Origin of the sequence: Pseudomonas sp., assembly GCF_036404235.1 — a bacterium.
GTDB lineage: Bacteria > Pseudomonadota > Gammaproteobacteria > Pseudomonadales > Pseudomonadaceae > Aquipseudomonas.
In genome coordinates this window covers 17,796-30,410 of the sequence record NZ_DASWOT010000193.1, presented here as the reverse complement: position 1 = coordinate 30,410, position 12,615 = coordinate 17,796, and the positions used below count along the sequence as shown (strand labels likewise).

Annotated in this window: 7 protein-coding genes and 1 pseudogene; 2 read left to right on the top strand and 6 right to left on the bottom strand. The window is 59.8% G+C overall.

Annotated elements, in window-relative coordinates; genetic code table 11:
• Positions 1–336: 336 nt before the first annotated feature.
• Complete coding sequence (locus VGC62_RS24495) at positions 337–693, top strand: hypothetical protein (RefSeq protein ID WP_331189661.1); 357 nt, start codon at positions 337–339, stop codon at positions 691–693.
• Here VGC62_RS24495 and VGC62_RS24490 read toward each other — a convergent pair.
• Entirely contained in the window at positions 666–2,153 is a 1,488-nt protein-coding gene (locus tag VGC62_RS24490; protein ID WP_331189660.1) for a DASS family sodium-coupled anion symporter, read from the bottom strand. The two genes, VGC62_RS24495 and VGC62_RS24490, sit on opposite strands and share 28 nt — an antisense overlap.
• 441 nt (positions 2,154–2,594) lie before the next feature.
• Here VGC62_RS24490 and VGC62_RS24485 point away from each other — a divergent pair.
• Positions 2,595–2,771, top strand: a pseudogene (locus VGC62_RS24485) (DUF3010 family protein); the annotation flags it as partial.
• A gap of 28 nt (positions 2,772–2,799) precedes the next feature.
• On the opposite strand, the gene VGC62_RS24480 reads toward VGC62_RS24485, so the two are convergent.
• From VGC62_RS24480 to tssK, 5 genes are read right to left on the bottom strand one after another with little or no spacing between them, the layout of a single operon-like run.
• The gene (locus tag VGC62_RS24480; protein ID WP_331189659.1) at positions 2,800–3,447 is read right to left on the bottom strand and encodes a response regulator; all 648 of its coding nucleotides are present in this window, start codon (positions 3,445–3,447) and stop codon (positions 2,800–2,802) included.
• Entirely contained in the window at positions 3,440–6,619 is a 3,180-nt protein-coding gene (locus VGC62_RS24475) for a response regulator (RefSeq protein WP_331189658.1), read from the bottom strand. The genes VGC62_RS24480 and VGC62_RS24475 overlap by 8 nt, the downstream gene beginning before the upstream one ends.
• Complete coding sequence (locus VGC62_RS24470) at positions 6,616–10,557, bottom strand: type VI secretion protein IcmF/TssM N-terminal domain-containing protein (RefSeq protein WP_331189657.1); 3,942 nt, start codon at positions 10,555–10,557, stop codon at positions 6,616–6,618. Before VGC62_RS24470 ends, VGC62_RS24475 begins: the two co-directional genes overlap by 4 nt.
• Positions 10,557–11,225 (bottom strand): DotU family type IV/VI secretion system protein, encoded by a 669-nt coding sequence (locus VGC62_RS24465; RefSeq protein WP_331189656.1) that lies wholly within the window; start codon positions 11,223–11,225, stop codon positions 10,557–10,559. Before VGC62_RS24465 ends, VGC62_RS24470 begins: the two co-directional genes overlap by 1 nt.
• Complete coding sequence (tssK, locus tag VGC62_RS24460) at positions 11,222–12,604, bottom strand: type VI secretion system baseplate subunit TssK (protein ID WP_331189655.1); 1,383 nt, start codon at positions 12,602–12,604, stop codon at positions 11,222–11,224. Before tssK ends, VGC62_RS24465 begins: the two co-directional genes overlap by 4 nt.
• Positions 12,605–12,615 lie beyond the last annotated feature (11 nt).

Genomic DNA, 12,615 nt, shown 5'->3' with positions numbered 1-12,615 from the left:
TGTAGGAGTGAACTTGTTCGCGAAGCGGTGTTTCAGGCGCACCGCGTTAGACGCCTCGCCAACAAGTTGGCTCCTACAGGTTGAACTGCGCCCCCATCCATCGCGGCGCGCTATTGAGGGATGTCTTCAATGCAGCGGTCGTTCATGGGCTGGAGAGCGCACTGTAGGAGTGAACTTGTTCGCGAGGCGGTGTTTCAGGCGCACCGCGTTAGACGCCTCGCCAACAAGTTGGCTCCTACAGGTTGAACTGCGCCCCATCCATCGCGGCGCGCTATTGAGGGATGTCTTCAATGCAGCGGTCGTTCATGGGCTGGAGAGCGCACTGTAGGAGCGAACTTGTTCGCGAAGCGGTGCCCCTGGCGCACCGCGTTGCTCGCCTCGCCAACAAGTTGGCTCCTACAGGTTGAACTGCGCCCCATCCATCGCGGCGCGCTATTGAGGGATGTCTTCAATGCAGCGGTCGATCAGTTAAGGAAAAAACAGCTGAGACCACAAAAGTCTAGCTCAATGATTTCGGGCCTTTCCAAGATGAACGCAAACTGGAAATCGCCCGAAAAAAGCTTAACTGACTGGCATTATGGCAAGCCCGCGGCACTGATGGACCGAGCAGGCGAGATCGCCTGCCTGCCATCATCGTCCTGGCTAAATGATGAGGCGCCTTGCGCTTACATCCATCCCAGCCAAGACCAGTAAGTACTGGCGAACACCAACAGCAATCCATAACCGATCAGCGTGATCACCACGCCGACCCGAGCGAACTGTTTGGGGTTGAAGGTATCGGTGCCCAGGCACACCATATTTTGCGGCGCATTGATGGGCAGTATGAAACCGAAGCTGACGACAAATCCAAGCAGCATGGTCATGCCCAGTCGACTGAAATCCCCAGGCAGGGTTTGCAGCACCGCCATCAGGATTGGCAGCAACGCCGAGGTCAGCGCAGTCGCGCTGGCAAAGCCCAGGTGGATCAGGATAAGGAAGGCGCTGAGCACGGCAAATACCCCCAGCGTGCCGATCTTGTCCAGCCCCGTGTGCCCGACAACCTGGACGCCCAGCCACTGGCCGGCCTGGGTAGTCAGCAGCGCGGTGCCCAGGCTGATGCCAACCCCGAAGACAATCACAGTGCCCCACGGAATGCGTGCCTGAACGTCTTTCCAGGTCATGACCCCGAACACGGGCAGGAGCAACAGAACCAGCCCGGCGTATGTCGTCGATGTCGTATCGAAAGAATGCAGTTTGCCTTCAGTGGCCCAGGCCAGAAGAAGCAAGCCAGAGACGACCGCCAAGCGCTTCTGTGGGCCGGTCATTGGCCCCAGTTCAGCCAGGCTCGCCAAAATGGCAGCCTTGCCGCCGGGCACGTTATCGGTTTCGGGAGGTAGCATTTTCAGCACGATGACGATCAACACCACCGACATGATGATTGCCCATGGCGCGCCAGCGATTAACCAGTCGATCCATGACACACGCTGACCGAGCATCTTGTCCATGAAGCCCACAGTCAGCAAGTTCTGGGCGGCCGCCGTTTGAATACCGACGTTCCAGATGCTTGTTCCTTGCGCGACGATGATCATGAGCCCGGCGGCGATATTGGAGCGCTTGGCCACGCCGAATGCCGCGATCACACCCATCATGATCGGTACCACGCAAGCACTTCGCGCCGTTGCGCTAGGCACCACCAGGCTCAGTAATACAATGACAACCATGGCGCCCAGCAGTATCCGCCGGGTACTGCCGCCGACTTTCGACAGTGTCACCAGGGCTATACGCCGATCCAGTCCCGTGTGTGTCATCGCGGCTGCGATAAACAGCGCACCGACCACCAGCGCCAGGGCAGGATTGGAAAAGCCACTGAGCGCCATCGTGATTCCGGCCGATGAGCCATACGTCACTGAAGGATCCTGAAGCGTCGGTGCGGTGCCGATTAGAACGGCCATCAGCGAGGTAATCATGATCGCACTGGCTTCGTAAGACACCGCCTCGGTTACCCAGACCGTCACCGCGAATACCAGGATGGCCAGCATCCGGTGCCCCGCAACGGGTAAGTTCATGGGTAACGGCAGGAGTAAAACAACCACTAACGCAATACATGCCGCAATCAGCCCTAACGGGAAATGAACCGAGGCTGATGGTGTCGCCTGGGAGTCTGGGTCACTCATCAATTACTTCCCTCAAAGGGTGCCGAAAGGCTGACCGAATACAGTGTTCGTATTCAGCCATTGATTGCTTGCGATGCGCTTGAGCCAGGTCAAGACAGCAGGTCAGCGACTCATGTTCGACGCTCATGATTGTCGAATGCGCGACACAATAGGCCGCAGACTACCAACCGGTCCAGTTCTATATCCACTGGGCACCCAGGCAAACATTCATCAACAATGATGTTCAATCCAGACAACTCATCGCTCGTGCAACGACTCACCCGACTCAAGGCAAGGGATCGAACTTCAAATCACTGAGGCCCTGTACCTTTCCACGCGAGTCATCTTGTATTCAGTGTTCGGGCCGAAACAGCGGTCTCATATCGCGTCGATTTCCCCGGCCTTTTCCAATGGCTGTTCTGGTACTTAAATACAGTCACCCTGCAATGTTTCTATTGCTAGTTCTTGATCGAAAGTTTTTTACACATGCTCGACGACTGCGAAATCACTTTGCTGTCACCACAAACCATCAATGGGCAGAACAAAAAGCACGACTTCGCCCTGCCCGCCACGCTCAGCAAATATCAGCATGAGGCTTATGAAGCGGCATGTTCGGGGTGGATGAAGGGTGGCAAGTGATGGCTTGAAACCGGCCTCCTGCCAGGATTCATTGATCCTCACCGAGAAGCCCTAGCCGATAGGCCCATTGCGTCATGTCCGCGGCGTTGTGTGCATCCAGCTTTTTCATGACATTGAGTCGATGGGTCTCCACGGTCTTGAGGCTGATGCAGAGGATTTCCGCGACATCGCGATTGCGTAAGCCATCGGCGACCAATTTGAGCACCTGTCGCTCGCGTTCGGTCAGGGTAATGCCGCTGGCGGTTTCGCCGCTGTTGCGCAGGGCAATGACCTGGGAAGCGTCAAGGCCAGGGTCAATGAAGATCTTCCCCGCACGCACCTGGGCGATGGCTTGCAGCAGGTCATCCCGGCGACTGCGCTTGAGTACATAACCAACCGCGCCGGCCCTCAACGCCAGGGCAGCATTGTGCTCGGAGACGTCGGAGGTCAGGGCGATGATTAATATTTTCGGCCAGCGCCTGCCAATCAGGGTCAGTGCCGAAACCCCGTCGAGCAGGGGCATTTTCAGGTCCATCAGCACCACATCGGGCTGAAGGCTGCGACACAGGGCAATGGCCTCATGACCATCTTGCGCCTCACCCGCTACAACGATGCCCGGTGCATTGGCAAGCAACGCACACAACCCTTCGCGGATCATCCCGTGATCGTCGACGATCAATAGACGGCAGTCAGGCATTGTCTGGATACCCCGGTTCGCAAGGCTCAATGGGCTGGCGGGCAGCAAGTATCAATCGGTGCCTGGTCAGTTGCAGCATGGCGGCGCTGATCGCCGGAAGGTTCGATTGCCCGACGGCACATTCCATCGAGGCCGCATCGGCTTCAAGCGCCAGCTCGCCGAATTGCCCGGCGCTGCCCTTGAGGCTGTGGGCGATACGCCCGGCGTTGGCATAGTCGCCCTGGAGGATCGCGTCGTTGAGCCGGGCCAGCAGCGCCAGGCAATCTTCGATGAACAAGCGCTGCAAGCGTGGCGTGTGCAAGGGTTGCTGTTCATCGACGCTCGACAAGATGGGGACAATGGGTATCGGCACTGTCGCAGGCGATGCTAGCGCGACAGTACGCAGCTCCATCCCGCGCTGCACCTGGCGGACAATCACCTGGGTGATCGCATCGAACAATTGCATCGGCAGCACCGGCTTGGCGAGATAGTCATTGGCACCGGCCTCGATGAACCGCTCCCGGTCACCGCTCATGGCGTTGGCGGTGAGGGCAATCACGTAGACCTCTTCATCCAGCGCTCCTGACTGCCCCGAACGCAATCGGCGGACCGCTTCCATGCCGTCCATTCGCGGCATTTGCCCATCCATCAATACCGTATCGAAGACCTTGCGCCCGAGTATTTCCAGCGCCTCGATACCGTCGCGGGCAAGGCTTACCCGGTGACCGAAACGCTCCAGGAATAGCTGGGTAATTTCCCGATTAGTGGCGATGTCATCGACAACCAGAACATCGAGGCTGTAGTCATGGCGCTCAAGGGTTCGTAACGGCGACGGTGCTTCGTTGAGTGTCGCAGTGGCGCCGCTCTGCACCTCGCACAGGGTCCGATAAAACTGCTGACGACGCAGTGGCCTGACTACGCACGCGGCCAGACCATGGGCGCGCAATTGATCGGCAGACAGTTGCACCTCGATATGCGAGGCCATCAGTACGATACGTGTGCAAGCCAACGCCGGGTCCGCACGGCACAGGCCGGCGAACTCGACCCCATCGATGAAAGGCAGGCGCCAATTGACCAATACCAGATCGAACATCACACCCAATTGCGCCTGCTCGCGCATCACCCGCAAAGCATCCTCAGCCGACGCGGCCCCCTGGCACAGCATCTGCCACTGGCCGAGGTTGCCCATCAACGCCTCACGCTCATCGGCGTGCTCGTCGACCACCAGGGTCCGCAAGCCCCATAACCTCGGCGCATCGGCGGCGCGGGGTGGGCACTTGGCCAAGGGCAGCATCAGGCTGAAGGTGGAACCCACCTGCGGCTGGCTCTGTAACTCGATACCGCCGCCCATGATCCTGGCCAGACGCTGGCTGATCGACAAGCCCAGCCCGGTGCCGCCGTAATTGCGGGTGGTGGAGGCATCGGCCTGGAGAAAAGCGTCGAACACCGTACGCTGTGCGCAAGGTGCAATGCCGATGCCTGTATCCGTTACCTGAAAGCCGAGCATGTCTCCGTCGGCCTGCCAGACCGCCAGGCGAATTGAGCCGCAGGCGGTAAATTTGACGGCATTGCTCAACAGGTTAAGCAGGATCTGGCGCAGTCGCCACGGATCGCCCAGCACCTGCTCGGGCACATTCGTGGCGATCTGGCAGATCATGCGTACGCCCTTTTCTGCTGCACGCGGCGCCAATAATTGCGTGACCTCTTCAACCACCTCTATCAGGTCGAACTCGATCCGCTCGATGTTCAGGTTGCCTGACTCAATCTTGGAGAAATCCAGAATGTCACTGATCAGCGCCAGCAAGGCCTCGGAGTTCTCCCGTATGGCCTTGACGAAGTGTTGCTGTTGGGGCGTCAGCGGCGTGTCTGCCAGCAAGTGGTTCATGCCGATCACGGCGTTCATCGGGGTACGGATTTCGTGGCTCATATTGGCCAGGAATTGCCCCTTGAGCTGGTTCGCCTGATCTGCGTTTTGCCGTGCGGTATGCAGTTCGTGGGTGCGGACTTGCACCAGGTTTTCCAGACCTGCCTGCTGGGCCTGCAACGCATCGAGCAATACGTTATAGGCCTTGGCGAAGCGACCCAATTCATCCTCGCGAGTCACTGGCAAACGCCGCGACAAATCGTCATCGGTATTTTCGATTGCCTGGGCAAACCGGGCCAGGGGCTGTGCCAGATTGCGGCGCAACACCCACAGCAAACCGAGGGTCAACACGATGAAACCGATGAGCGCAAAAGGCACCTGGGCGAGTATCAGCCCCAGTGCAGCCGAGCGTAATTGCGCTTGAGGGTAGAGCGTCAGCAGATACCAGTCCGGCTGATCCAGCCGGGCAATGACCATCGGCGTGTCGTCATCGAAACGACCGATCCGGGGGAACTCGGTCTTGGTGGAAAAACCGCCGAGCAGCTTCTTCAGCACATCCTGGGATACCCCTTCCAGCGCCTTGCCGGACAGGTCGGCAAGGCGTGCCCCGTGTGCATCCAGCAGCAGGCTTGGATAACCATTGAGTAACTGTTCGATTCGCGCCAGGCGCTCATCGAGTTTCAACTCATAACCTGTCATGTACAGCGGCTTGCCCGATGCATCCCTGGACACCACAACAACGCTGATGAGTTGCCGGTTGAGCAATGGATCGTAATTCGGCCCGTCCCACAGGACATCGGGACCGCCAGGCGCCAACCCCTCGAACAGTTGCCGCAAATGAATCGCGCGGGCTTGGGCAAAGCCGGCAGGAATGTCGACCTCCGTGGAAAAGGCCGCCCCGGCGTCCGGGAAATAGAAAAACGTATCGACGGTCATTGCCTGCCCGGCGGTACCGAACGCTTCCGCCGCAGAGGCAGCACGGGCCAGCACGTCGGTATTGGTGGCAGCCTGCGCATCGCTTTGCGGCGTCGGGTTGAGTATCCAATGCATGGTGCTGCGCTGGAAAATATTGCTGCCGAACTCTTTGGCCGCGCCACTGTTCCAGCGCGTCATAAGCCGTCTGGCACCTTCTTCGGCATCTCGAAAATCGTCATTGTCCACGCTGGACAGCAGGCGCAGGCGCTGGCTGAGATCAGCCAGCGCCTCGCTTTGCAGTTGCCCGTAAATCCTCCAGGCGCCAAGCCCGGCGGCGACAAACCAACTCAAGGCCAGCACCATTGCCAGTACGCAGGTGATGCGCAGCGCCAACGAGTTTCGCCAGCCTTTCATCGCACGCCGACTTTGCCAGAGGCCGTATTATCAAGCTTCGCAGCGACCCCCATTTTGCGCGCAATGTCGCGAATCGCCCGTTGCGCAACCGCATCGTCACGCAACGCGACCACCAGCAAGCGCTGTACCTGCCCACCGGTGACCGTTTGCAAGGCTTCGCGTTGGGTGGCGAAGCCCAGCGTGCGCAATTGCGCCTCAAGGTTTTTCAAGCGCGTCTCGTTGTCATAAGTGCCCAGATCAAGGCGCAGCCCTTCTCCGGCGGCCAGTCCGCTCTCCACGGGACGTGGCGTCCAGCACCAGGCGATCTGGGTCGGCGGTTGAATACTGGCGACACCTTGTTGGGCCGGTGAGCCAAGGGCCGCCAGGCTGACATTCATGGCGGCGGCCTGGGTTTCCATGGCGGCCAACTGCTCGGCGATGCTTTTCAAGCGCTCATCGATGACGTTGACCTGGATCTGCAACTGGTCGGCCTGAGCATACTTCTCCAGCAAGGCCTGCTCGCCGACCTGGAGGTAGGTCAACTGAATGCCGGTCAGATTCTCACTGCCCATCAGATTGCGCTGGCTCGGGAAATCATCGGCGGTAAAGGTGTGTTGACCCCCGTTGAACAAGCGCAGGAAATCCACGAACGCACGGTCGCCGGTCCAGTGCCGGGTCAACTTGAAGTTGGCGAAGCCGATTTCCAGCGACACATCCGAACAGGCCCCCGGTGCCCAGACGAAACTGGCGCTGGTTGGGAAGTTGAAGTTATCCAGCACCGTCGGGCGACCGCTGCACTGTAGGATCAGCCGCGTCTGCTGCGGCAATGAACGGGCGCTGATATTGACCTGCGACGCGGTGGTGGACAGCTCCACCACCGCAGCGGTGGCCTGCAACGCCGCAATGCTCTGCTTGAGTTCCGCCCGTTGCGCCGCCAGGGTTTTCTGCTCGGCATCCAGCGCCTGCTTGCTTTGCTGCTCGGTGGCCTGTTGGGTCAGGCTTTGCCGCTGGGCGCTGGCCAGATCGTTCTGCGCATGTTGCATACGACTGACATAGGCGTAGAACGCGCCGGTCAAGGGGATTTGAACGCCCAGCGCTTCGCGTGCGCTGTAACGCTGCGCATCGCGCTGTACGAAACTTTTCACTGAACCGCTCATGAATGCGGGTAGCTGACCACGCTCGCCGTACAGCAGTTCGTTGAGCATGACCGGATCGTGCACGCCCTCGATTGCGCTGAGCAACTGGCCGCTCCAGTCACTTTGCAGGCGACACGCCGCCACCTCGGAAGCGTAGTGCGAAGCAAAATCCAGCTGGCCGGTCACCAGCGACCAGACTACATCTTCCCGCGGGTCCGGCCCCTTCAACGCCTGGATCAATGCGACGCGGATATTGTCGGCGTCCCACAGCGGTGCAGATTTGACAGCAGGATCAGCGCCAAAGCCCCACGTATCAAGGGCAACCTGGAAGGCTTGCGCATCGCTTTTTTGCAGGTCAATCACCACGCCTTTCATCAACTGCTGGAATTTCGCCAGGGTGCGGGCCTGGGTCAGCTCGTCGCGCAATCCATTCACACCGTCCTTGACCGAACCGCCGCTGGCCATGCCTTTAAGCACATCGCCGCCCAGGACGTTGGTGATCTTCAAGTTACCCAGTGCGCTGGCATCGGCATGCAAGTCGTCGTTACTTGCCAGCTTGAGCAGACGATCCAGCGCCACCGCCCGGCTCGCCCAAGGCGCCCGACGCTCGACCGGGATCAGGGCAAAGCGCTCGGCACTGCGGTGCAACAGCTTGAGAAACGGATCGTTGGACGTACCGACCACACTGAGAGCTTGCTGCCAGTCACTGCGGGTTTTCAGTCGGGTCTGCGCACTGAGCAGGCTGCCCTGGATGAACCGATACCAGGCATCCTGGGTGTCACTCTGGTATTGCTCCAGAAACTTCACCCGCTGTGCCTTCCATAACGTCTGGTCGCGGCTGGCGCGGCCCAGCTCATCGATGAAGCCGAAAATCGCACCGTGCCCTTGCAAGGTATAGGCGCCAGACAGGCTCAGGCCAGGGTTGTCGGTATCGGTCCAGTACTCGCTGAGCAGGATGGGTTGCAGATTACCTTGCAGGTCCGCCCACGCCGTCAGCCACGCAAGGGGACGTCCCTCAAGCCCCATGCTTTCGAGCTGACCCAGCAAGGCCGCCCGCTGGCTCTGCATCTGCGCCATATCGGTTTGCCATTCCAGGTAAGAACGATAGCTGGTCCCCAGGGTCACCAGTTGCCCCGCGCCGATCGCAACTTTGGAGCCGTAGGTCAGGTTCAGAAAACCTACCTCGGAGCCTGGAAGTGGCAAGTTATCCATGGACTGATTATTCAGCCGCGCGTCGAGCAGGTTGATCCGCCGTACCAGAAACGCCGCATACGCAGCAATCAATCGAGGGTCGCCGCCGTTCAGTGCGTTACGCAGGTTTTGCGAAATTAAACCATCGAACACGGGGGTGCGTATTTCGCTGTCGAACAGCCTGACGTAATCAGAACGATAGTGGTCCTGCACCTGCTCGATGTGTCGTGAGAACGGCAGTAAAGCACGCCAGCCACCCTGCTGCTCATCAGACAAATTGATCAGCGCTTGCCGGAAACGGCGTAACGCATCCAGATCGGTTTCCAGCCCACCGGCAAAATCTGCTGTGGCCGGTGGCTCGTTGAGTGCTTCGGTGAGCACCGTCTGGGTATGACGGTCGGCATAAATCATCAAGGCGCCAAACCCGACACACAGTCCCAGCCAGGCAATCACTGCGGCATGGGCCAGCAGACGCCGCCAGCGATGCCAACTGTCGATAGATTGATAGGCGTGACGTTGCCCCGGTAATAACTGCCCCAGTAGATCATGGCTGAACCAGCCTTCAGGCCGGGCGTCGGCATCCTGCCCTTGGGGGGTGAGGAATAGCCCGCCCAGTAAAGGCGGCTCGCTGTACGGATTGGCGTCAAACGCCGGTAACAGCAGCTTTTCAAGACGCGGACGTAAATCGCCGATGCGTTCTGGCAGGCTGAAAGCCTCTTCGTCAGGCAGGCCGCGCACGCCCAGTTCTATGCGCAGATCAGACAAGCGTCGGCCGAGCCCACCGAACATTTCATCAAGAAAAGCGCCCGCGCCAGTGCGCTGCTGGCTAAGCAAGCCAAATGGCTGTTCACGTTGTACCGGCGTAAGTGCCGCGCCCCATTGCGCGAAACCAGGCAAGGCTTCGGCGCCGGTGATGATGAAATACACTGGCAACCGCGCCCCGAATACCTTCACTAAGTCATCAAGACGGCGACGCAGATTGTGCCCCTGCTCGGCCAGACGCTCATCGGAATCAGTCAACAGGCGTTTGCTGTCGATCACCAGCAACACGCCGTTGAGCGGCTCCCGACGCCGCGAACGCAGCAGCCAGTAAAGCAACCTCCTCCATTCCGGGCCGGCGTCGCTATTACCCTCGGCCATACGCCCTGCGGGGTCGATCACCACGCCACGTTCAAGGAACCACCAGTCCAGTGTTCCGGTAGGAGCCACCTGCTTGCCACGGCTGGCCGAGCGCAATGCCGGGGTCAGCCCGCTATTGCCCAGCAGACTGCTTTTGCCGCTGCCACTCTCGCCCAGCATCAGGAACCAGGGCAGCACGTACAGCGGCGAACCCAAGCGACTCAGGCGCGACTGGCGCAGCAGGCGCACACCGTTGTTCCAGTCCTGATCAAGGTTGGGAGCCGCATCACGACGACTCTGCGGCAACTCGCTTTTCATCCGCGCCCGCAAACGCCAGGCGTGCCAGCGCCGGCCGATCCAGCGCAGGAGCAAAACCAACAGGACGGTGCCGATAAACACGACAGGCACATACCACAGTGGCCAATCCTCATAGAGCGCCAGCGCCCAGAGCACTAACGCAAAGCCTGCCAACACCAGCACCCAGAGCAAGAAGACTCCCGCTTTCTTCAACATCAGCGCATCTCCAACAATTGGCTGACTTGTCGACCCAGGGAGAGATCGAAACTGATGTAAAGCACGGTCAACACAATCAAGGGAATCCCAATCAACAGAAGCAAGGAAATACCGGGCAGGCCACGGCGCACCACCCGAATCCGTTTTGGCAGGTGGTCTTGGGCTTGTGCAAAGAGGTGGCTGGTGGCATCCAGCGGCATCATGTCGTTATCGAGGATGATCCGCTCCAGAAGCAACCGACGGTACTGGGCCAACTCGCCCCCCGGACGGGTTGCGTAGCGACCTTCAAAACCACTCAACAAGGCCAGCCCGAAGACTTCACGGGCACCCACCGCTGCCTCGGGCAGGGCTTCCAGACGCTGAAAGAATTCAACACCGGCACGGCTGGTGGAAAAGTAATGACGTTGCAAGGGGGCACGACGCCAATGCGCCGAACCGGGCCACTCGCCAGACATGGCCGTCTCGTCAATCCAGGCCACCACCGCGAACAGCGCCTCGCGCACTTGGGCTTCGGCAAAATGCAGTTCGCGAGCCCGGTTGGCTGCGGCATCAAGGAGCACTATCAGCGCTGGCGCAAGGGTGTCATAGGACTGCGCAGGATCGATGAAGCCGCGCTTAGCAGCATCGAATATCGACATCCAGCAGTCAGCCAGGCGGGGATGGGTCATGTGCGCACCACCACCAGATCAATGACCAGATCAGCCGGTGGCTGGGGCAGGAAGAACGCCGCCTGACGTTCGCGGTGCAGCGCGTCCCAGCCGTCGCTGAGGGTTTCCAGACGGAAATACAACGCCCCGGCTACCCGTGGCAGACCTTGCGGCGGCACTTGTAGGTAGATCAGCTCAACGCCGGGCAAGGCACGGTTGATCAACCCTTCCATGGCACTGACTGCGCCCAGCTTGCCATCGAGCGGCAGGCTCTCGGCCAGCCACACCGGGTCGGCTGCACTACGCGCCACCAGAAAGTAACGATGGCGCGGGCCGAAAAAGGCGTCCGGCAATTCGGCTTGATAAAAACCTTCAGTGAATGGCAGGCGCACCAGCAACTCGGAACCGATGCTGATTTCATTCAACTGCTGGCCGATCAACGCCACCAGGGCAATGGTCGCGGCACCCGCCTCCTCATGCTTGTAAGGCGGCACCAGTAAACGGCCATCCGGGGTTTCACCGAGCATATCGCAGAGGTCGGAAAACAGACTCAACTCACCCACCAGTTGGCGCAAGGTGCCGTATAGCTGCCAGGGCGAAACCTGAGGTGTTTCCAGCAAGTGAGTCAGCAGCGGGCCATAGCGATTGAGCACTGCCAGAGCCATCAGATGATTGACCTGGGCGCCGTCGAAATCCCCCCGCCGCGACTCACCCGGCTGCTTGTATACCGACAACTGCCGAGCCCTGCCGACCAGTTCGTCGCGCACTTCGCGCAAGGTTTGCAGGAGCATTGGTGACGCGGCCAGATTGACTGACGGTGGCACGTAACGCTGCGCAGGTCGCACGCGGTCGCCATCCAGCTCAAGACGGGCAATCGGCAGCAACTCGTAGGTACTCAAATGCTCCAGCTCGTCTTCCCAGAACAAGCGCAGCACGTAGGACATCGAGCGCACCCGGGCTTCCGGGGAGTTACCCAGACGGTCGCCGATCACTTCCGGGTCGGCGGCCACCACGAAGCGCGCTTCGGCGCGGGTGCCGTCGGCCAGGGTCTCGAACACTTGCGCATTGGTATCGCCTGGCAGCAAGCGGCGCAGCCCCACAAACAACGTGCGCCCGCCATTGAACTCACCCAGGTCCAGGGTGCGCGACTCCAGCACCGCATTGCCCGGATATTCCGCCAGCGTGCCCTCGGGGAAACGCACCGACAATTGATCCAGCAGGCACTGTTTGGCAACCAGTGCCGACTCGTTGATCTTCAGCGAGATCAAGCCCCACGGGTAGGGATGGTTCAATTGCGTGGTGCGGGTCAGACGATGCTCGATACGCGCATCGTTGTGTTGAAAATGCTGAGGCTGGAGGAACAAGCCCTGGTGCCAATACAACAACTGATTGATATTCATAGGGCTCGCGT

Excerpts from the sequence above, each read along its gene's own strand:
- VGC62_RS24490 (WP_331189660.1), bottom strand. The coding sequence starts at position 2,153 with ATGAGTGACCCAGACTCCCAGGCGACACCATCAGCCTCGGTTCATTTC.
- VGC62_RS24465 (WP_331189656.1), bottom strand. The coding sequence starts at position 11,225 with ATGACCCATCCCCGCCTGGCTGACTGCTGGATGTCGATATTCGATGCT.
- VGC62_RS24470 (WP_331189657.1), bottom strand. The coding sequence starts at position 10,557 with ATGTTGAAGAAAGCGGGAGTCTTCTTGCTCTGGGTGCTGGTGTTGGCA.
- VGC62_RS24480 (WP_331189659.1), bottom strand. The coding sequence starts at position 3,447 with ATGCCTGACTGCCGTCTATTGATCGTCGACGATCACGGGATGATCCGC.
- tssK (WP_331189655.1), bottom strand. The coding sequence starts at position 12,604 with ATGAATATCAATCAGTTGTTGTATTGGCACCAGGGCTTGTTCCTCCAG.
- VGC62_RS24475 (WP_331189658.1), bottom strand. The coding sequence starts at position 6,619 with ATGAAAGGCTGGCGAAACTCGTTGGCGCTGCGCATCACCTGCGTACTG.